Here is a 19,900-nt window from a genome sequence, read left to right as displayed (position 1 = left end):
AATCGCCTCTATTGCAGATTAAAGGAGGTTATATAAACTTCTTTCACCTTGCCATCTTGCAAATAGTTATTCACTTTGTTTTTGACTAGTGTTTTAAAATGTTCTCTGCCTTTTTTGCCATCAAGTTCATCTGCATTTGTTTCTGATAAAATGTCGATGACGGCATCCTTTGCTTGAAAACTTCTTTTTTCAAGCTCTTCTTTGGCTTTTTCAGAATCTGTTTCAATATTCAGCACAAGTTTGACTGCATTTCCTTCAGATTTTAAATTGGTTACAATCTCAGGAATTTCAACAGAAGCTTTGACGACTTCATCTGCTGTTGGCTCTTTTTCTGCTTTTGCTTCGTCTGATCCATTCAGCAGAAAAAAGATACCTGCTCCAATTCCGACGATGGCAATAATCATGATTAGCATTACTACGACTAATTTCTTCTTCATTCAAACTCCTCTATTCCTTGATTCAATGAAATGACTTGGATTTTTCTGTAGAAAGAAATGATTTTCTCCTGGAGCTGCTTTTCATCTTCTTTCACAACGAATTTCTTTCCATTGGCGAGTGTAATGGTCGTGTCTGGAAAGCTTTCGATTTGCTCGATATGGAGAGCATTAATCATAAATCCTTTGCCATTTAATCTCGTCACTTCAATCATATTAAGCAGAGAAGCGATAAACCGCTCCCCCTACCTCCTATCGTTTCAGATTCACAAGCTCTTGCAGAATTTCATCTGATGTTGTGATCGTCTTTGCATTCGATTGGAATCCGCGCTGCGCGATGATCATTTCTGTAAACTCGTCTGTTAAATCAACGTTTGACATTTCAAGTCTACCTGTTTGGATGACGCCCGTTCCTTGTTCACCAGGAACGATAGGGTTACTTGGTGCACCTGAGCTTAACGTCTGGCGGTAAAGGTTGTCACCAGCTTTGTCTAATCCTCCTGCGTTACTGAAAGATACGACTGATACCTGTCCAACAGTTCTAGATACGTTGTTTTCAACAACTGAGATTGTTCCATCCGGACCAACGTTCACACTTGAAACGCCATCAGGAATTGTTATTTTTTGTCCATCCATTCCAAGCAGATAATTTCCATCAGAATTGACTAAATTACCCTCTGAATCTTTATCAAAATTCCCATTTCTTGTATAAAGAATTTCTCCTTGACTTTGGATACGGAAGAAGCCATCACCATTGATATAGAAGTCATAATTTCTATCTGTATTTTGAGAAGCACCCGCTGACATCACCTTGTCAATAGATGATAAAGAAGATCCTAAACCAACTTGTTTTGAGTTGATCGAACCAGAGTTGTTCGTCGGTCCACCAGAGCTTGAAATTGTTTGGCTGACCATATCTTTAAAAGTGATTCGGCTTTTTTTGTATCCGTGTGTATTGACGTTGGCCACGTTATTGGCTACAACATCTAATTTTGTTTGGAAGTTTTTCATTCCGCTAATTCCTGAGTAAAGTGAGCGTAACATTTGTTTTCCTCCTCGATTTGCTTACGATTTTTCTCCAACTGTTGTAACGTCCCAAGGGCTGATTTTCGTTCCATCCTCTAGATATAGGAAGTACTCGTTATTTATGTTTTTAACAGACTTCACAGTGCCTGATATGTCTTTGTCATCTTGTTTGCCCGATACTTCTTTACCAATCCAGCCTACATATGTCGTAAATGGATCTTGGTGTGCAACAAATGTAGACATGACCTGATTCATTTGGGTGATTGATTCGTTCATATTCATTTGCTGTTCTAAAGAAGAAAATGTTGCAAGCTGCGTGACAAACTCACGGTCATCAATTGGGTTTGTCGGATCTTGGTTTTGAAGCTGCGTAAGCAATATTTTTAAGAACTGATCTCGCCCAAGCGTGTCTGTTTTTTTTGCTGCGCTTGAAGAAGTGTCTGTTGTTGCAGTTGTTCTATTAGTAGAATCAACGGTTGCCATTAGATCTCCTCCTCTTCTTCATCTGAGCCAACGAGAGCGTCCAGTACATCTTGGAATTCTGCTTCCTGTTCATCAGACTGCTGAGAATTTTGCCCTTTTGACTGGTGCTGCTTGTTTTCTTCACTAAACTGTCCAAATAACGGCTGTTCATTTGATTGAAGCGGTATATGGAAACGGTCCACTTGAACCGACATATTCGGAAGTGCCTGTTTGAGCTGCGGCAGATGTTGCTCTAACAGCTCTTTTGCCGCTTGCGTCGATGCTGTAATTTTACTCGCATACACACCGTTTTGTTTCGTTAGTTGAATGGTGATAAACCCAAGATTTTCTGGATTTAACCGAACGGTAAAGCGCCCACTTGAGTTGCCAAATGGCGTAAATTTCATTTGCTTCCACGTATTTAAAATTTGCTGATCAACTGTTCCTGGCTTTTCATCAGATGTTTGTGTCTGCTGCACAGGAGCCGCTGATTGCAGTTGAAAGAACTGTTTATGACCTGACAAAAGCGTATGGGTCATCGTTTTTTCAGAAGCAGGCGTGGCGGCGCTTTGTCCCTTGATGACTTCCTTTTTGATGAGCCATTCAAGTGATGCCGCGCCTTTTGCTGGAGATCCGAGGGAAGATTCTTGTTTTGGAGAGACCAATTCTTTTAACTCCCCTAGAGAAATTTTCCACTCTTTATCTGACCCTTTCGCATTCGCCATCATATGGTCGATTAACTGATTAAAGTGTTTCAGCTCACTTTGAGACATAGAGTTCAGCTTTGGTGCTGATCCCTGCGAGAAGAACTGCTCTTTTACTTGCTGAATGAGCTTCTCATCGGCACCATTTTTCGAAAGAAAATGGATGAAGTCTTGGCCTTTTCCCTCAATATCCTGTACAAGTTTTGCATCAAAGCTGATCGGTTGCTCATTTAGCAATTGATATAAGAAAAAGTGGACTTGGATGAGCTGTTCACTATGTTCAGTAGCTGGCTTATCAGCTTGATCACCATAAATGGATGCTTCCATTTTTTGAAATAACTCTTCAAGTGACTTTACATCCGTTTGGTCTAGCTTATGACCTTGAAGCGTTTGAAGCGCCTCAAGAAGATCTCCATCGATCCCATCTTCAGGCGATTGCATCCATTTTTCAATGATTTGCATTGCATCATTGATGGAAAGAGAGGCTCCCGCTGGTTCAGAATTGACGGGCCCACTTTGAACGCCAGCACCACTAAGCAGTTGTTTAAATAAACCGCGTGCAGATGATACGCCGCTTCCCTTTAGCCCCGAGAGGCCTTGAGAGGATTGCTGCAATGCTCCAATATCCAATAGCTTCACTTATTGTCCACCCCCGTTTTCACTTTCTTCTTTTTTGGCAAGCTCCTTCGTAAACGTTGCTGCCTTCTGAGGTGTCAGTTTTGCTAATATGTCCGTCAGCTTATTTTTACTCAGCTCCTCAAGAATCTTCAAAGCCTCTTTATCACTTAATTCTGATAAAATTTTGGCGGATTTCCCTGCATCCATGCTTTCATAAATGCTGGCAACCTTCCCTTTTGATTGTTGATTAGAGGATGTCGCCGTATCAGAGGACGTTCCTGCTGAGTTATTACTTGACGTACTGTTTGATGAACTGTCATTTGCTGATGTATTCTCTTTATCAGATGTTTTTTCAAGTGAATTGATTTTTTGATTCAATCGTTTAATCTCTTCATCACTAGTTTTCAAGTCTTTTTGTGCAATTTCGAGTTCATTCTCTTGTTCTTTAATCGTCTTTTTCAGCTCTTTCAACTCTGCATCATGTTGATCATTATTTGAAGATGACGTTTTTGAGCTGTCATCTGAACCAACCAAATTGCTGATCACTGGGATGTTTTGTAGCGGTTTCTTTAGATCAAAACCCGCAATAGAAAGGATTGTGCCAGCCACAATCACAAGCACAATTAATGGGATGATGACAATAAACAAGATCCATTGAAATTTTCCGCCGCTTGATTCCTTCTCTTTTTCCTTCTTAGGCATTCATCTCGACTCCTAATGTCCTTGAAACATGAATTGGCTGATAGAGATATCATCCATTTCTTTCATTTCGATTGCCTTATGTTCAAGGGAAAACTTTTCAAATTGCTTTTCTTTCATTTTTTCAAACTTTTTAAACTCAATGTTTTTTTCTGTTAAATCAGATTGTTTTTCATTCATTTGATGCCGTTTCATGATCACAAGCTGCTGATAATGCTGGATGGTGTTATCTAGGTTCGTCACAAATTGCTGATAGTGACGCATTTCTTGGACACTCATTCCACTTCTCAGCTTTTCTTCTTTGCTTTTTTCCATTAGCTCTTTTTTACTCATATTTTCATAGAGTTTTTCAGCGACTTGCTCAAATGCCGAAACGGATTGTTGATACGCTGCGAGTGATTTGTCTTTTTCACTTTCTTTCAGTTCCAAGAGCTTTTGAAATTTGTATTGATATCTCACTGTTTTTGTCAATCCTCTCTATTCATCAAACTGAGCAATAAATTCACACTGTCTTCAATAGATACAGCCTCTTCTACATCCTGCTTCAAAAATGAAATGAGATGAGGATAAGCCTGCATGGCCTCATCAATATCCTTAGAGGAGCCTTTTTTATATGCTCCAATATTAATGAGGTCTTCAGCGTTTTGATAAGTGGATAAAAGCTGACGGAAACGATTGGCCGCTTCCTTGTGATCATGACTTGCTATATTGCTCATGACACGGCTGATACTTTTTAGAATATTGACAGCGGGAAATTGTCCTTTGTTTGCTAAAGCACGATCAAGTACAATGTGGCCATCTAAAATCCCTCTCACTGTATCAGCGATCGGCTCATTCATGTCGTCACCATCAACAAGCACTGTGTAAAACGCTGTGATGGAACCTAGCTGATTCGTTCCAGTTCGTTCAAGCAATTTTGGCAGTATAGCGAACACTGAAGGCGTATATCCTTTTGTCGTTGGTGGTTCGCCTGTTGCAAGACCTATTTCCCTTTGTGCCATGGCGACCCTCGTGACAGAATCCATCATAAACATGACATTTTTGCCTCTGTCTCTGAAATATTCTGCAATGGCTGTCGCTGTATAGGCTGCTTTCATTCTCGTCAGCGCGGGCTGGTCAGAAGTAGCAACGACAACAATCGAACGCTTCAGTCCTTCAGCACCTAAATCCTTTTCGATAAACTCACGAACTTCACGGCCACGCTCTCCAACAAGGGCAATGACATTTAGATCCGCTTCTGTCTGCTTTGCAATCATTCCCATTAAGGTGCTTTTCCCCACACCACTTCCAGCAAAAATCCCAATCCTTTGACCAGTGCCTACTGTGAGCAGACTATCAATCACTCTGACACCAACGCCCATCTTTTCTCGAATCGGCGGCCTGTCCATTGGGTTTGGAGGAGACTGTTCTGTCGAAACAGGTGCAAGTCCCTTTGGAAGCATACTGCCGTCTAGCGGAGCACCGAAGGCGTCAACGACTTCCCCAATCAATCCAGTGCCTACTTTGACCTTCAGCGACTCACCTGTCGCTTCAACAAGACTTCCTGGTGAGATATTGGATGCTTCAACATAAGGCATAAGCAGAATGTTTTCATCCCTAAAACCAACGACCTCTGCTTTTATCGGATGGCGTTTGCTCCCTTTTTTATGAATGAGACACACATCTCCGATAGAGCTCTCTGGCCCCTTGGACTCGATCATCAGTCCAACAACTCGATTGACTTTACCAAATCGTTTATAAGGATCGGCGGTTTCAATCGTTTCTTTTAACACATCGATGTTCATTTGTGATCACCTGAATCAATGACTTCTAATAGTTTTTCTTTTAACTGATTCATTTGTGTATCCACACTCGCTTCCACTTTTCCAAAGCTTGTTTCTACGTAACAAGTGCCTTTTGAGGCTTTTTCATCCGAGTAGATAGCAAGATGTGTATCCTTTTGAAGGATTCTAATCAATTCTTCTTTATATTCCATGACATGCTCATAATGTTCAGGGTCAACATAGATGGAAATATCGTCATATTCTTTCACTTCTGAGATGACCTGCTTCACAAGAATTAAAAATTGATCTTTCGTGTCCTCAGCTGCATACCACACTCGTTTGGCGAGTTCGAAAGCCAGTTCCACAATTTCTTCAGCAGAGCTTTCAATTTTTTCTTCATAGTCCTCTTTCGCAAGACGGACAATCTCATTTGCTTGATCAAGAATAGATTGGTACTGCATGTTCGCATCTGCCTCGCCCTTTTGGAAGCCTTCTTGATAACCTATTTGTTTCGCTTCTTCAATGAGCTGCATTTTTTCTGTTTCAAAATCAGCTCGGCGCTGATTGATTTCAGCCATTGTTTTTTCCAGCTCACTGTTTGCTTGATCTAGAATACGGCTTGCTTGATCTTCTGCATCACTTAGGACAAGCTGTGATGCCTCCGTTTCATTGACAAACTCTTCTTCGCGATGTTCTCTTTTGAACTCCACTTGTTGCAAAGGAATCGTTTGACGGCCCTGCTCAGGAATAACAGATGTTTCTTGTTTGATAATCCTAGACAATGATATCGTCTCCTCCGCCTCGAGCTATGACGATTTCTCCAGCTTCCTCGAGTCGTCTTACGATGCTGACAATACGGGTTTGTGCTTCCTCGACATCTCTAAGCCGGACAGGTCCCATAAACTCCATTTCCTCTTTGAACGTTTCGACCATCCGCTGGGACATGTTGCGGAAGACAATTTCTTTGACCTCTTCGCTTGCCACTTTGAGGGCGAGCAATAAGTCATCATTTTCAACGTCTCTAATGACGCGCTGAATGGCTCTGCTATCAAGAGTGACAATATCTTCGAAGACAAACATACGTTTCTTAATTTCATCAGCAAGCTCAGGATCTTGAATTTCAAGTGTGTCTAAAATGGTCTTCTCCGTTGCACGGTCTACACCATTTAACACTTCCACAACCGCTTCGACACCGCCCGTTTGGGTATAGTCTTGCGTAAAGGTTGAAGAAAGCTTTTGTTCAAGAATACGTTCCACTTCATTGATGATCTCTGGAGATGTGCGGTCCATTAAGGCAATTCGTCTCGCAACCTCTGTTTGTACTTCCTCGCCTAACTCAGATAAAATTTGCCCAGCCTGTACTGGATCTAAGTAGGAAAGTATAAGTGCAATGGTTTGTGGATGCTCGTGTTGGATAAAGTTTAAAATTTGCTCTGGGTCAGCCTTTCTAGCAAAATCAAATGGTTTCACTTGAAGAGAGGATGTCAATCGGTTTAAGATGCTATCCGCTTTGTCCTCACCAAGCGCTTTTTCAAGCACTTGTCTTGCATACATAAGACCGCCCTGTGATATGTAGTCCTGCGCGATGGCAATGCTGTGAAACTCTTCGATGATTTCATCTTTTTTAGCAGTGTCTACACTTCGTACATTGGAAATTTCTAATGTTAATTTTTCTATTTCGTCTTCAGACAGATGTTTGTATACAGATGCTGACACGTCTAGCCCTAAGGAAATCATTAGGATTGCTGCTTTTTGTCTGCCTGTTAGTCGATTTGGATCTTTTCTCGACATGTGTATTCCTCCTAATCCTCGGACAGCCAGCTGCGTAGCAATTTAGCAAAGTCTTCTGGTTTTTCTTTTGCCATTTTTTCAAGCTGATTTTTTCTCACCATTTCTTCTGTTTCTGGTTCAGTATCGATATCCGGAACATGGATTGGTGTCCGTTCATCAAACTCAAACTCTTCTTCCTCTTCTTTTCTGCGCTTACGCACAAGAAGAATAATGAGAGCGATAATGGCAAGTAGTAGCACACCGCCTACAATATAAACCCAGATCGGAATATTGTTTGAAGGGTTTTCTGCTGCAGTTTGCTGTTTACCGTCTAATTTTGATACAGATAAAACGATTTTGTTATCTAAGTCAGCTTGAGTGAGCGCTTGACCATTTGTATATTCTTTATCAATTGATGTGCTAATGATTGTTGAAAGAATCTTTTTGATATCATCTTGTCTTTCAGCAGTTAAAGAGTTCGCATCGTTAGCCGTTGGTGGTTCTACCAGCGCTTGAATACCAACGTCTCTGATTTTATAAGGACTTTCTTTGATATCTTTATGAATGCGGTTTACCTCATAATTAATACGATCTTCGCTCTTTTCGTAATCTCCGCTTCCATTCGCTCCATCAGCACCTTGATAATTTGTGACATCATCGTCACCTGTTCCAGCGGTGCCTCCAGCAGCTGCGCCATTACCTGAATAGGTTTCAGCAATCTTTTCAGCGCTGACAGCGATGCCTTGCATGTTTTCTTTATCAACTGGTTCTACTATGTCTTCTTTTCTTTTTTCTTCAGTGAAATCAATGTCTGTTGTGACTGATACGGCAACTTTCTCTTGACCCATCATCGTTCCGAGCAGCTGTTGAATTTTTCTTTGAAGGTTCTTTTCAATTTCTTCTTTTTTCTGCTGCTGTGCATCCATTCCACTTGCATAGGAATCGGAGCTGCTGTTTAAGTCGTAGTAGTTGGAATCTTGGTCCATAATGACAATGTTTTCCGTTTTTAAATTCGGTACACTTTTTGAAATAAGATGATAAAGGCCTTTTACTTGCTGCTGAGTAAGCGTGTAGCCACGCTCAACTTGCAACACAATGGATGCTGATGCATTACTTTGCTCTTCTCCAACAAAAACGGAATCTTTTGGCAGGTTAATCATAACTTTTGAATCTTTAATCCCATCAATCGTGTTGATCAGATTGGACAGTTCTGTCTGAGTTGCATCTACTTTCAGAACATCAAATTCATTATCTGTTAAACCGAAGCCGGAGTTGTTCGCAAAGAAGGAATAATCAATGTTTCCTGTCTTAGGAAGCCCTTCTGATGCGAGAGTTACTTTTAAAGAATCTGCTTGCTTTTCTGGAACTAAAATCGTCGTTCCATTATTTGCGAGTTCCGATTTGACGTTTTTGCCATCCAGTTCCTGTTTGATTTGCCCTGCTTCAGCCTCAGACAAATCTCTAAATAGTGGAACCATTTTTTCAGAAGAAGCAAAGATGCTAACAACCGTGATAATGATTGCTAGGGCAGCAACGCCGCCAATCATGAGAATTTTTTGTAATTTTGATCGATTTCGCCAAAACTCAACTGTTTTTGTTCTTAATTGCATTAAAGTACGATTCATCTTAACCCCCGGTCATTCCATTCAGTCTTTTTTTGTCCGTCAGCACCTCCTACATCTGCATTCTCATAATCTCTTGGTACGCTTCGACTGCTTTATTTCGAAATTCTGTCGCAGCTGTGAGTGTCACACTCGCTTTTTGTGAAGCAATCATAACTTCATCGAGATTGACATCTTTACCTTGTGCAAGAGCATTTGTATACTGGTCTGATTTCAGCTGTGATTGATTTAATGCCTCAATAGAATTCTTCAGCACATCAGAGAAATTCGTTTGGCTTTTAGGTGCAGCCGCTTGCAGTGACGATGCATTCGTCAATTCACTTGCTTGCTGAGCAGTTTGAAGCTGGAAAGGAGATATTGCATTAACCAATTCTTTTCACCTTACTTTCCTATTTCTAAAGCTTTCATCAGCATGCTTTTATTTGCATTTAATGCAGTCACGTTTGCTTCATATGACCTTGAGCTGCTGATGAGGTCAACCATTTCCTTTAATGGATCAACATTTGGTGTTTGAACATATCCATTTTCATTGGCATCGGGATTTGTAGGGTCATATTGAAGGTTGAATGGAGTTTCGTCTTCTGTAATCTTCGTTACTTTGACGCCGTTTCCTAATTTGCCGCTCGAATTCATGCTTGAGTTCAATATAGATGAAAATGATTCACCTGACGGCTGTAATGTGACGAGTTTACGTCTATAAGGCTCCCAGTTGCCATCAACCTGTTTAGCTCTAGTTGTATCCATATTGGCAAGGTTCGAGGATACAACGTCCATTCTGAGCCTCTGTGCTGTTAATGCTGAGGCCGATGCGTTAACACCTGAAAAAATCGACATCACTTACCTCCTGTCAAAACTGTTTTAAGAGAATTGAACTTTCCACTCATTCTTTCAACCAACGCATTATACTGAATTTGGTTTTTAGCAAGTTCACTCATCTCTTGATCAATATCGACATTATTTCCGTTTTCTTGATAAGAAGTACGGTTACTCGAAACAACTGAATAATTAGACCCTGTTTTAGAAAAATCAATGTGACCTTGGTATGTTTTTTTAGCATCCAATTTGTTCTTCGCATCATTTAGCATATCATGGAATGCGACGTTTTTCGACTTATAGTTCGGTGTGTCTATATTCGCGATATTATTGCTTATGACTTTTTGCTTAACATTCGCTCTGCCTAAGGCATTCTCAAGGTTGCTTATCGTTCCAGAAAATATATCCAAAACCATATACCTCCAATCATATGTATTTCATTCCATTTCTTCATGTCGAGATTTGTAAAACCATATGTTCATTGTAAGAAATAATAGGATTAAAGTCTATGATGTATATGTAAAAAAAACTCGTAATATATATCTATTTTACGAGTAGGTACAAAGGCCTAGATTCAAAGCACTACAGAATTGTAAGGGGTTTCTTGGAAAAAAGAGTGTCATTTTTCGGACAAATACTCTTTTTCCATACAAAAAAACCCTTTTTAGCGTACATTTCGAGCCAAAAAGGGTTTTTTGTTTAATGGGATTTTAAATTTTCAAGTTCAATTAAAAATTTATTATTTAACACTTTGATGTAAGTTCCCTTCATTCCAAGAGAACGTGATTCGATGACACCAGCACTTTCAAGTTTGCGTAATGCGTTTACGATGACTGAACGAGTAATCCCTACACGGTCAGCAATTTTACTCGCAACAAGCAGACCTTCGTTTCCATCAAGTTCTTCAAAGATATGTTCAATCGCTTCAAGCTCACTATACGAAAGAGAACTAATCGCCATTTGAACAACTGCTTTACTTCTTGCTTCTTCTTCGATCTCTTCTCCTTTTTCACGAAGGATCTCCATTCCAACAACTGTTGCTCCGTACTCAGCAAGTATTAAATCATCATCAGTGAATCTATCTTGCAAGCGAGATAGGATTAACGTTCCTAAACGATCCCCCCCGCCGATAATCGGAACAATGGTTGTCAAACCTGATTGGAATAAATCACGGTTCTCAACTGGGAAAGCTGTATATTCGCTGTTAATATCAAGGTTTGAAGAAGTTTCAGGGACATTGAATAGACTCTTCGTATATTCTTCTGGGAACTGACGATCTTCAAGCATTTTTTTCATGCGTGTATTTTCAATCTGTTGATTGATGGAGTAACCAAGAAGTTTACCTCTTCTACTCAACACAAAAATGTTTGAATCAATGACATCTCTCAGTGTTTCCGCCATTTCTTTAAAATTAACTGGTTTCCCAGCTGAATCTTGCAGCATTGAGTTAATAATCCTTGTTTTTTGTAGTAACGCCATAATAATGATCCTCCTAGATTACTTTATTCATTTGTTAAAGTATAAATTGACTTAAGTCTTTGTTATTTGCAATCTTTCCTAGCTTCTCTTCTACATACTGAGGGGTAATGGTCACTGTTTCCAGTGTAATATCAGGCGCCTCAAATGAAAGCTCTTCAAGCAGCTTTTCAAGTATGGTGTGAAGCCTTCTTGCACCGATGTTATCCGTCTCCTGATTGACGTGATAAGCCACTTCGGCAATCTTATGAATAGCATCGTCAGAAAATTCAAGAGATATACCTTCTGTTTCAAGTAAAGCTTTATATTGCTTTAATAATGCGTTATCTGGTTCCGTTAAGATTTTCACAAAGTCTTCTATACTTAATTTATCTAATTCTACACGGATTGGGAAGCGCCCCTGAAGCTCTGGAATCAAATCTGAGGGTTTCGCCATATGAAAAGCACCTGCTGCTACAAAAAGCACATGATCCGTTTTCACTGCCCCATATTTCGTCATCACAGTGGAACCTTCTACAATCGGTAAAATATCACGTTGAACCCCTTCACGAGAAACATCTGCAGAGGATGTACCGCCGCTTTTGGCAATTTTATCGATTTCATCGATAAAAATAATCCCTTGCTGCTCTGCTTTTTGGACGGCTTCCTGACTGACTTCATCCATATCAATTAGTTTTGAAGCTTCCTCCGCAGTTAACGCTTTTCGAGCTTCTCTGACGGTCAGCTTTTTGCGTTTTTTCTTTTTAGGCATGAGGTTGCTAAGGGCATCCTGCATGTTCATGCCCATTTGCTCCATACCGGAGCCTTGAAGCAGATCAAACATGGAAGGCTGCTGCTCATCCACTTCGATCGTGACATAATGATCTTCAAGTTCACCCATCGCCAGCTGGTGTGCAATACGTTTTCTTGTCGTTTCAAGCTCTACTTCTTCATTTGAATCATCTCGATCACGGTCGTCTGCATCAGATCCGCCAAACAGCATCTCAAAAGGGTTTTTCACAGACTGACTTTTTTTCTTGCCAGGAACAAGCAAATGGACAAGACGTTTGTTCGCCTGTTTTTCCGCTTCTTCTTGAACATCTTTCATCTTTTCTTCTTTGACAAGTCTAATCGCTGTCTCAACTAAATCTCTGACCATCGACTCTACGTCACGGCCGACATATCCAACTTCAGTAAACTTCGTCGCTTCCACTTTAATAAAGGGCGCACCAGAAATTCGGGCAATTCTGCGGGCTATCTCTGTTTTCCCTACACCTGTTGGGCCAATCATTAAAATGTTTTTAGGAACGACTTCATCCTTTAGCTTATCATGTAAAAGACTTCTTCTGTAACGGTTTCTTAAAGCCACCGCCACTGCTTTCTTCGCATCAAGCTGACCAATGATGTACTGATCAAGCTTTTCAACTATCTCTCTTGGGGTAAACGGCTTTTTCTCCATACGTCTCATGTCCTTTCTATTCAAGCTCTTCTAAAGTGATTTGGTCGTTCGTGTAAACACAGATTTCTCCTGCTGTTTCAAGAGCAGCCTTGGCAATTTCTCTAGCTGAGAGATGATCACCTGCATGTATTTTGAGTGCTCTCCCGGCGCTAAGCGCATAGTTTCCACCTGAGCCAATTGCCAAAATACCATCATCTGGCTCGATGACCTCTCCTGTTCCGGATACAAGCAGGATGCTTTCTTTGTTCATGACGATAAGCATTGCCTCTAGCTGCCTGAGCATCTTGTCACTTCGCCATTCTTTCGCAAGTTCTACAGCTGCTCGCTTTAAGTTACCACCATATTCTTCAAGCTTCGTTTCAAACTTTTCAAAGAGTGTAAATGCATCTGCTACTGAACCTGCAAAGCCTGCGAGCACCTTGCCTCCGAAAAGACGGCGCACTTTTTTTGCTGTGTGTTTCATCACGACAGCCTGCCCGAAAGTGACTTGACCGTCTCCAGCCATCGCACTTTTTCCTTTATGTTGAACGGCAAAGATGGTTGTTGCATGAAATGATGACATGAAAAAACCTCCTTTTAGGATCGTTTAAAAGCCCTTGGGTGATGAGACATGTACGTTTTTCTTAAAGAATCTTTTGATACATGCGTGTACACCTGTGTTGATGATAAGTTTGAATGACCAAGAAGTTCTTGAACACTTCTCAAATCCGCCCCCTCGTTTAAGAGATGCGTGGCAAAGGTGTGCCTTAACATGTGAGGATGGATATGTAATGTACCTGACACCTTTTTCATTAATTCAGTGAGAATGAATCGAACGCCTCGATCTGTAAGCGGGGCTCCGCGCTGATTCAAAAACACATGCGCACCAGCACGGTCTTTCGCCTTAGCTGTCAGCTTCTGCCTTCCATCCTCTAAATAAGTGACCAGCGCTTCATGTGCGTACGAACCGAAAGGAACATACCGCTGTTTGCTGCCTTTCCCATGAACAAGCACTGTATCCATCGATAAATCAAGATCAGATTCTTTTAATGAACATAACTCACTGACCCTCATACCTGTTGCATAAAGAAGCTCTAAAATGGCTTGATTTCTTTGTCCAAGCGGTGTGCTTACGTCAGACACTGTAAACAGCTCTTTTAGTTCCTCTTCATACAAAAATGAAGGAATTCGCTTATCCTGCTTTGGTAAGCTAACGAGTAAAAAAGGATTTTCTTTCACAAGCTGTTCTCTTAATAAAAATTTATAAAAGCTGCGAAGCGCAGAGACTTTCTTACTAATCGTTCTTCTTGTCAGGCCTTTTTCATAAGCTTCTGTTAAATAAATTCTCGTATCTTGATAGGATACCTCTTCAAAACCGTCTATTCCTTGAATGTTCATAAATCTGACAAACTCTTCAATGGCTTCTGAATATCCAGAGATCGTTAAAGCTGAATAGTTTTTTTCAATTTGCAAATATTCAATGAATAAGTGGACAAGACGCTGTTTATTCGTCATTTTTTCACCTCTTTAAGGCTTTTAAATGGTATCACATATCTTGCTTACCGTGCAATGTTTTACTACAGAGATTTCGAAATAGTTTGAATAGTTTCGATTGCGCGCTTAGCGTACTCTGCATACCGCTCTTGTTTGTTTTTAATCCGAACGCCAAGATCTTTCAGCAAGCCAAAGTTTGCATTCATCGGCTGGAAACTTTTCTTGTTTGTCGATGTAATATAGTAAGCCATACTGCCAATCGCCGTTTCTTCAGGTAGTGTGACAAGCTCTTCTCCTTTGACAAAACGAGCTGCATTAATTCCAGCGACTAGCCCCGAAGCCGCAGACTCCACATAGCCTTCAACGCCTGTCATTTGTCCGGCAAAAAATAGATCATCTCTATTTTTAAACTGATAAGTCGGTCTTAGAAGGCTTGGAGAGTTTATAAATGTATTACGGTGCATCACGCCATAACGAACAATCTCTGCTTCTTCAAGACCTGGAATCAAACGAAATACTTCCTTTTGATCGCCCCACTTCAAATGGGTTTGGAAACCAACGATGTTATATAAAGTACCTGCTGCATCATCCTGTCTTAATTGAACAACAGCGTAAGGTCTCTTTCCTGTTTTTGGGTCTTCCAGTCCTACTGGTTTCATCGGACCAAACAGCATCGTTTTCTTTCCTCTTTTCGCCATGACTTCAATTGGCATGCAACCTTCAAAGAAGATTTCTTTTTCAAATTCTTTTAAAGGCACCGTTTCAGCAGAAATTAACGCCTCATAAAAACGATCGAATTCCTCTTCTGTCATTGGACAGTTTAAATAAGCGGCTTCTCCTTTATCATAGCGTGATTTCAAGTACACCTTATCCATATCGATGCTATCTTTCTCTAGAATAGGCGCTGCTGCATCGTAGAAATATAGATACTCTTCACCTGTTAGCGATTTTAATTCTTTTGAAAGTGCTTCAGATGTAAGCGGGCCAGTCGCGATAATTGTCGGACCTTCTGGAATGCTTTGTACTTCTTCTTGAAAGACAGTGACATTCGGATGATTCTTCACACGATCTGTGACGTTTGCTGCAAATTCATGTCGATCTACTGCAAGCGCTCCGCCAGCAGGAACTGAGCTTTCATCTGCTGCTGCGATAATCGCCGAATCTAAATGACGCATTTCTTCCTTTAATACACCTACCGCATTCGTTAGTGCATTCGCACGTAATGAGTTGCTGCATACGAGCTCCGCAAATTTATCTGTGTGGTGAGCTGGCGTTTGTTTGACAGGTCTCATCTCATACAAATTAACTTTAATTCCGCGTTTGGCAATTTGCCATGCCGCTTCACTTCCTGCTAAACCTGCTCCGATCACATTTACAAATTGACTCATTGGACAACTCTCCTATTTCGTAAGTTCTATTTGATGACATAAAAAAGCAGGTGAACAAGGCTGCTCACCGCTATTTTTGCTGTTCCTCTTTATAATCACAGTTCACACATTGAACTTGAACGCCTTTTTTCAGCTTTTTCTCTACAAGCATATTGTCGCATTTCGGACACTTTCTTTCAATTGGTTTATCCCAAGAAACGAATTCACACTCTGGAAAACGATCACAGCCATAAAAAATGCGGCGTTTCTTAGATTTCCGTTCAACGATATTTCCTTCGTGACAAGTCGGGCATTTGACACCGATATCTTTCACAATTGGTTTTGTGTTACGGCAGTCAGGAAAGTTAGAGCACGCCATGAACTTACCGTATCTCCCCATTTTGTACACCATCGGATGACCACACTCTTCGCAATCAACTCCGGCGTATTCAGGCTCGATTTCCACTTCTTGCATCTCTGCTTCTGCTTTTTCTACCCGTTTGGCAAAGTCTTGATAGAAGCTGTCAATAATGCGAACCCATTCAACCGTACCTTCTTCAACGCTATCAAGTTCTTTTTCCATTTTCGCCGTGAATTCTACGTTGATGATTTCAGGGAAGAATTCAATAATTAAGTTGAGTACAATTTCCCCAAGCTCTGTTGGAATAAACCGTTTGTTATCAAGTGCGACATAGCCGCGCTTTTGAATCGTGTCTAATGTTGGTGCATACGTGGATGGCCTTCCTATACCAAGCTCTTCAAGCGTTTTGACAAGCCTTGCCTCTGTGTAGCGCGGAGGCGGCTGCGTGAAGTGCTGCTCTGGTTCGATATCTTTTGAAAGAACCGTATCTCCCTCTTTTAGATCGGGAAGCATTTTGTCCTTTTCTTCTAGCTGGTCGTCCTTCCCTTCCACATATACCTTCATAAATCCAGGGAATTTCACCTTGCTTCCATTAGCACGGAAAGTAAGACCGTTATTTTCAAGATCCACACTCATTGTATCAAGAACAGCCGGCGCCATTTGGCTTGCCACAAATCGTTCCCAAATCAATTTATAAAGACGAAGCTGGTCTCTACTTAGCACGTGTTTGACATCTGCCGGTTTTCTTAGCGTAGAAGTCGGCCTGATGGCTTCGTGAGCATCTTGTGCATTTTCGTTCTTTTTGGCGGTTCGTTTTGTTGTGTTTAAGAAATTCTTGCCGTACGTTTGATCAATAAAAGCAGATACTTCTTCAATCGCCGTATTGGAAATACGTGTTGAGTCCGTTCTCATATATGTAATGAGTCCTACTGTACCTTCTTTACCAAGATCAATTCCTTCATATAATTGCTGTGCAATCATCATCGTCTTTTTCGCACGGAAGTTTAGTTTTCTTGCAGCCTCCTGTTGTAGGGTAGATGTCGTAAACGGGACAGCTGGATTGCGTTTCCGCTCTTTTTTCGTCACTTTTTCTACAGAGAATTTGCTCCCTTTAAGTTTCGAAAGGATTTCTTTTACATCCTCTTTTGTTTTCAATGGGTGCTTTTTGCCACTCACGCCAAAGAAACTAGCTTCGAAGGTTTCTTTTCCTTTTAGGAATGTACCATCAATTGTCCAGTATTCTTCTGGTATGAATTCATTAATTTCATTCTCGCGGTCAATGATCAGGCGGAGCGCGACAGATTGAACACGCCCAGCACTTAATCCTTTTTTGACTTTCTTCCATAAAATCGGACTGATTTTATACCCAACTAAACGATCTAAAATCCGTCTGGCCTGCTGCGCATCAACCAAATCCATATTGATCATACGTGGATGCTTAAAGGAATCTTTAATTGCATCTTTTGTAATCTCGTTAAAGACAACGCGGCAATCTGAAGAGAGGTCAAGGTCAAGACTATGTGCTAAATGCCAAGCAATTGCTTCTCCCTCTCTATCGGGGTCAGCTGCGAGATAGACTTTTTTTGCTTTTTTCGCCGCTGTTTTTAATTCCTTTAAAACTGGACCTTTTCCGCGAATCGTAATATACCTCGGTTCGAAGTCATGCTCGGTATCCACACCGAGCTGACTTTTCGGTAAATCCCTTATATGCCCCATTGAAGCCTTTACTTTATACTTTTTTCCTAAATAACGCTCAATCGTTTTCGCCTTTGCTGGCGACTCAACGATGACTAAATAATCAGCCATACTCAAAATCCCCCTTAAGAGGTGTTCTCTCTTTATACATTTCACAATTCATATTTATGTTAATTGCACCTATCTAACAGGCAATCGTTAAAAATTCTTTATGATGAACATCATTATAAACACGAAAAACAAAGTGTAAACTTAAATCCTCACTATTATTAAATATTCCTGTGTCGTTTGTCAAACGATATTTTTATGAGAGTTCAGTATATTGAACGCTGCCGAAGGAGAATTCCTCTAAAATATCCTTTGTTGAATGAACAAGCTTTGCTCCCTGCTGAATGAGTCTAGCTGGACCTGTGGAATTCGGATCAAAGATTGATCCTGCCACAGCAAACACTTCTTTTCCTTGCTCAAGTGCCTGGTAGGCTGTAATGAGCGACCCGCTCTTTTCTTTACACTGGATCACGATGGTTCCTTTTGTCAGTGCACTAATTAAACGATTTCTCATTGGGAAATGCCACTTTTCTGGTTTGATATATGGCGGATGCTCTGATAAAAGCAAGTGATGCTCTCCCATATATTGAGCCATTTGCACATGTTCCTTTGGATATAAATGCTGAAAACCGCCTGCTACAACACCAATGGTTTTCCCTTTCCTTCTGATGCACTCCTTGTGTGCAAGTCCATCGATTCCTTTGGCTAAGCCACTGACAATCATCCAATCTTCCTTGACAAGTTCACCCACAATTTTTTTCACGCATGCTTCTCCATATGACGACGGAACACGCGTACCTACTACACCTAAACTTTTTCCTTCATTTAAATATGATACGTTTCCTTTTAGGAATAACACAGGGGGAGGATCATAAATTTGTTTTAGTGTGCTGGGATATAAGGGTGATGTGATGGGAATCATGTGAATGTTTTGCTTTAAATAGGCGTGAACGATGCGTTGAAAAATGGGGAACTCACTTTTTTCAGCTTGTTTTAAGCGGGTAAAGTCGATCGTTTGTAATGATCGATCCTGTTTGAAATGATGTGTTTCTTCATTTATATATAACTCAGGATCGACTTTCCACCATTTTGTTAACAAAGAGGGTGAGATGAGGCCTTTTAAGCGGTGAAAAATCATTCTTTCGGACACGTTGTACATACCATTCCTCCAGTTTAAGATAGAAAGAAGAAGACTTGTCAAAGAACAAGTCTTCTTGTGTCATTAATGCGTTTTACAAGCTTCGAAGAGATTCTTCTCTTTTAATACTTTAATCAAGGTTTCTCCCATGACAGATGGAGTCTCTGCCACTTCAATTCCACATTCACGCATTGTTTTTACTTTTTCATCAGCTGTCCCTTTACCACCGGAAATAATGGCTCCGGCATGTCCCATACGTTTTCCTGGAGGCGCTGTTTTACCGCCAATAAACCCTACAACTGGTTTGGTCATATTTGCTTTTACCCATTCAGCTGCTTCTTCTTCAGCCGTACCGCCGATTTCGCCGATCATTATGACAGCATGCGTTTCAGGGTCTTCATTGAAGGCTTTTAATACATCAATAAAGTTCGTTCCATTGACAGGATCTCCGCCAATTCCTACAGCTGTCGATTGACCAACACCAGCCTCTGAAAGCTGATGTACCGCTTCATATGTAAGCGTTCCAGAACGAGAAACAACGCCAACATGACCTTTTTTATGAATGTAGCCAGGCATGATGCCAATCTTGCATTCTTCAGGTGTAATCACACCAGGGCAGTTTGGCCCAACAAGTCTTGTCTTCTTCCCTTCCATATACCGTTTCACTTTGACCATATCAAGCACTGGAATATGTTCAGTAATACAAATGACTAGATCCACTTCTGCATCAACTGCCTCTAAAATGGCATCTGCTGCAAATGGTGCTGGTACATAGATCACAGAAGCGTTTGCTCCAGTTGTCTGGACAGCTTCAGATACAGTATTAAATACAGGAACTCCTTCTACTTCTGTTCCACCTTTTCCAGGTGTGACACCACCAACAATATTTGTTCCGTATTCAATCATTTGTTTTGTATGAAACAATGCGGTTGAACCGGTAATCCCCTGAACAATTACTCTCGTATTTTTATTAATAAATACACTCATTTAGGT

The 19,900-nt window shown here is 40.8% G+C and carries 22 protein-coding genes; all 22 read right to left on the bottom strand.

The window, feature by feature from the left end; translation table 11 throughout:
- Nucleotides 1–8: 8 nt before the first annotated feature.
- The 22 genes from fliL to sucD all read right to left on the bottom strand — a co-directional run bounded on the left by fliL (nt 9) and on the right by sucD (nt 19,894).
- Complete coding sequence (fliL, locus tag IEE86_RS00530; RefSeq protein WP_191095458.1) at nt 9–437, bottom strand: flagellar basal body-associated protein FliL; 429 nt, start codon at nt 435–437, stop codon at nt 9–11.
- Nucleotides 434–649, bottom strand: a complete 216-nt coding sequence (gene swrD, locus IEE86_RS00525; protein WP_099680558.1) for a swarming motility protein SwrD — start codon at nt 647–649, stop codon at nt 434–436. The genes fliL and swrD overlap by 4 nt, the downstream gene beginning before the upstream one ends.
- A gap of 37 nt (nt 650–686) precedes the next feature.
- Complete coding sequence (gene flgG / locus IEE86_RS00520) at nt 687–1,478, bottom strand: flagellar basal body rod protein FlgG (protein WP_191095457.1); 792 nt, start codon at nt 1,476–1,478, stop codon at nt 687–689.
- Nucleotides 1,479–1,499: 21 nt separating this feature from the next.
- Nucleotides 1,500–1,943: a flagellar hook assembly protein FlgD gene (flgD, locus tag IEE86_RS00515; protein WP_191095456.1), complete on the bottom strand. Its 444-nt coding sequence runs from the start codon at nt 1,941–1,943 to the stop codon at nt 1,500–1,502.
- Nucleotides 1,943–3,265: a flagellar hook-length control protein FliK gene (locus tag IEE86_RS00510; protein ID WP_191095455.1), complete on the bottom strand. Its 1,323-nt coding sequence runs from the start codon at nt 3,263–3,265 to the stop codon at nt 1,943–1,945. Before IEE86_RS00510 ends, flgD begins: the two co-directional genes overlap by 1 nt.
- Nucleotides 3,266–3,946: a MotE family protein gene (locus IEE86_RS00505; RefSeq protein WP_191095454.1), complete on the bottom strand. Its 681-nt coding sequence runs from the start codon at nt 3,944–3,946 to the stop codon at nt 3,266–3,268.
- 12 nt (nt 3,947–3,958) lie between these two features.
- Nucleotides 3,959–4,402: a flagellar export protein FliJ gene (gene fliJ / locus IEE86_RS00500; RefSeq protein ID WP_024424173.1), complete on the bottom strand. Its 444-nt coding sequence runs from the start codon at nt 4,400–4,402 to the stop codon at nt 3,959–3,961.
- Nucleotides 4,403–4,410: 8 nt separating this feature from the next.
- Nucleotides 4,411–5,727 carry a flagellar protein export ATPase FliI gene (gene fliI, locus IEE86_RS00495; protein WP_191095453.1) on the bottom strand — a complete coding sequence of 439 codons (1,317 nt, stop codon included), beginning with the start codon at nt 5,725–5,727 and terminating at the stop codon, nt 4,411–4,413.
- Nucleotides 5,724–6,488, bottom strand: coding sequence for a flagellar assembly protein FliH (fliH, locus tag IEE86_RS00490; protein WP_191095452.1), 765 nt, complete (start codon nt 6,486–6,488; stop codon nt 5,724–5,726). The genes fliI and fliH overlap by 4 nt, the downstream gene beginning before the upstream one ends.
- Nucleotides 6,481–7,497, bottom strand: a complete 1,017-nt coding sequence (gene fliG, locus IEE86_RS00485) for a flagellar motor switch protein FliG (protein WP_008344808.1) — start codon at nt 7,495–7,497, stop codon at nt 6,481–6,483. Before fliG ends, fliH begins: the two co-directional genes overlap by 8 nt.
- A gap of 11 nt (nt 7,498–7,508) precedes the next feature.
- The gene (gene fliF / locus IEE86_RS00480) at nt 7,509–9,101 is read right to left on the bottom strand and encodes a flagellar basal-body MS-ring/collar protein FliF (protein ID WP_191095451.1); all 1,593 of its coding nucleotides are present in this window, start codon (nt 9,099–9,101) and stop codon (nt 7,509–7,511) included.
- A 49-nt stretch (nt 9,102–9,150) separates the two neighbouring features.
- Entirely contained in the window at nt 9,151–9,468 is a 318-nt protein-coding gene (fliE, locus tag IEE86_RS00475) for a flagellar hook-basal body complex protein FliE (RefSeq protein ID WP_039178515.1), read from the bottom strand.
- A gap of 11 nt (nt 9,469–9,479) precedes the next feature.
- Complete coding sequence (gene flgC, locus IEE86_RS00470; protein ID WP_024424179.1) at nt 9,480–9,932, bottom strand: flagellar basal body rod protein FlgC; 453 nt, start codon at nt 9,930–9,932, stop codon at nt 9,480–9,482.
- Nucleotides 9,932–10,321, bottom strand: a complete 390-nt coding sequence (gene flgB, locus IEE86_RS00465; RefSeq protein WP_191095450.1) for a flagellar basal body rod protein FlgB — start codon at nt 10,319–10,321, stop codon at nt 9,932–9,934. Before flgB ends, flgC begins: the two co-directional genes overlap by 1 nt.
- A gap of 289 nt (nt 10,322–10,610) precedes the next feature.
- A complete protein-coding gene (gene codY / locus IEE86_RS00460; RefSeq protein ID WP_099725869.1) occupies nt 10,611–11,390 on the bottom strand; it encodes a GTP-sensing pleiotropic transcriptional regulator CodY in 780 nt (259 codons plus the stop codon).
- A 34-nt stretch (nt 11,391–11,424) separates the two neighbouring features.
- On the bottom strand, nt 11,425–12,825 hold the full coding sequence (gene hslU / locus IEE86_RS00455) for an HslU--HslV peptidase ATPase subunit (RefSeq protein WP_191095449.1): 1,401 nt from the start codon (nt 12,823–12,825) through the stop codon (nt 11,425–11,427).
- 16 nt (nt 12,826–12,841) lie between these two features.
- Nucleotides 12,842–13,387: an ATP-dependent protease subunit HslV gene (hslV, locus tag IEE86_RS00450; RefSeq protein ID WP_191095448.1), complete on the bottom strand. Its 546-nt coding sequence runs from the start codon at nt 13,385–13,387 to the stop codon at nt 12,842–12,844.
- A gap of 14 nt (nt 13,388–13,401) precedes the next feature.
- Nucleotides 13,402–14,319 carry a tyrosine recombinase XerC gene (gene xerC / locus IEE86_RS00445; protein ID WP_191095447.1) on the bottom strand — a complete coding sequence of 306 codons (918 nt, stop codon included), beginning with the start codon at nt 14,317–14,319 and terminating at the stop codon, nt 13,402–13,404.
- 62 nt (nt 14,320–14,381) lie between these two features.
- Nucleotides 14,382–15,686 carry an FADH(2)-oxidizing methylenetetrahydrofolate--tRNA-(uracil(54)-C(5))-methyltransferase TrmFO gene (trmFO, locus tag IEE86_RS00440; protein WP_034317774.1) on the bottom strand — a complete coding sequence of 435 codons (1,305 nt, stop codon included), beginning with the start codon at nt 15,684–15,686 and terminating at the stop codon, nt 14,382–14,384.
- 70 nt (nt 15,687–15,756) lie between these two features.
- Complete coding sequence (topA, locus tag IEE86_RS00435; RefSeq protein WP_191095446.1) at nt 15,757–17,832, bottom strand: type I DNA topoisomerase; 2,076 nt, start codon at nt 17,830–17,832, stop codon at nt 15,757–15,759.
- Nucleotides 17,833–18,025: 193 nt separating this feature from the next.
- Nucleotides 18,026–18,928 (bottom strand): DNA-processing protein DprA, encoded by a 903-nt coding sequence (gene dprA, locus IEE86_RS00430; RefSeq protein WP_191095445.1) that lies wholly within the window; start codon nt 18,926–18,928, stop codon nt 18,026–18,028.
- Between the two features lie 63 nt (nt 18,929–18,991).
- The gene (sucD, locus tag IEE86_RS00425; protein WP_007499624.1) at nt 18,992–19,894 is read right to left on the bottom strand and encodes a succinate--CoA ligase subunit alpha; all 903 of its coding nucleotides are present in this window, start codon (nt 19,892–19,894) and stop codon (nt 18,992–18,994) included.
- Between the last annotated feature and the right edge of the window lie 6 nt (nt 19,895–19,900).

Source organism: Bacillus crepusculi (genome assembly GCF_014764715.1).
Classification (GTDB): Bacteria; Bacillota; Bacilli; order Bacillales; family Bacillaceae; genus Bacillus.
Note: the sequence above shows the minus strand (reverse complement) of the source record. Positions and strands in the feature narration are given on the sequence as shown.

Bases quoted from the DNA above. Each gene is read 5' to 3' on its own strand.
- trmFO (WP_034317774.1), bottom strand. From the start codon at position 15,686: ATGAGTCAATTTGTAAATGTGATCGGAGCAGGTTTAGCAGGAAGTGAA.
- flgG (WP_191095457.1), bottom strand. From the start codon at position 1,478: ATGTTACGCTCACTTTACTCAGGAATTAGCGGAATGAAAAACTTCCAA.
- dprA (WP_191095445.1), bottom strand. From the start codon at position 18,928: ATGTACAACGTGTCCGAAAGAATGATTTTTCACCGCTTAAAAGGCCTC.
- fliF (WP_191095451.1), bottom strand. From the start codon at position 9,101: ATGAATCGTACTTTAATGCAATTAAGAACAAAAACAGTTGAGTTTTGG.
- fliI (WP_191095453.1), bottom strand. From the start codon at position 5,727: ATGAACATCGATGTGTTAAAAGAAACGATTGAAACCGCCGATCCTTAT.
- hslU (WP_191095449.1), bottom strand. From the start codon at position 12,825: ATGGAGAAAAAGCCGTTTACCCCAAGAGAGATAGTTGAAAAGCTTGAT.
- swrD (WP_099680558.1), bottom strand. From the start codon at position 649: ATGATTGAAGTGACGAGATTAAATGGCAAAGGATTTATGATTAATGCT.
- topA (WP_191095446.1), bottom strand. From the start codon at position 17,832: ATGGCTGATTATTTAGTCATCGTTGAGTCGCCAGCAAAGGCGAAAACG.
- IEE86_RS00505 (WP_191095454.1), bottom strand. From the start codon at position 3,946: ATGCCTAAGAAGGAAAAAGAGAAGGAATCAAGCGGCGGAAAATTTCAA.
- flgD (WP_191095456.1), bottom strand. From the start codon at position 1,943: ATGGCAACCGTTGATTCTACTAATAGAACAACTGCAACAACAGACACT.
- sucD (WP_007499624.1), bottom strand. From the start codon at position 19,894: ATGAGTGTATTTATTAATAAAAATACGAGAGTAATTGTTCAGGGGATT.
- fliG (WP_008344808.1), bottom strand. From the start codon at position 7,497: ATGTCGAGAAAAGATCCAAATCGACTAACAGGCAGACAAAAAGCAGCA.
- xerC (WP_191095447.1), bottom strand. From the start codon at position 14,319: ATGACGAATAAACAGCGTCTTGTCCACTTATTCATTGAATATTTGCAA.
- fliL (WP_191095458.1), bottom strand. From the start codon at position 437: ATGAAGAAGAAATTAGTCGTAGTAATGCTAATCATGATTATTGCCATC.
- flgC (WP_024424179.1), bottom strand. From the start codon at position 9,932: ATGTCGATTTTTTCAGGTGTTAACGCATCGGCCTCAGCATTAACAGCA.
- codY (WP_099725869.1), bottom strand. From the start codon at position 11,390: ATGGCGTTACTACAAAAAACAAGGATTATTAACTCAATGCTGCAAGAT.
- hslV (WP_191095448.1), bottom strand. From the start codon at position 13,387: ATGTCATCATTTCATGCAACAACCATCTTTGCCGTTCAACATAAAGGA.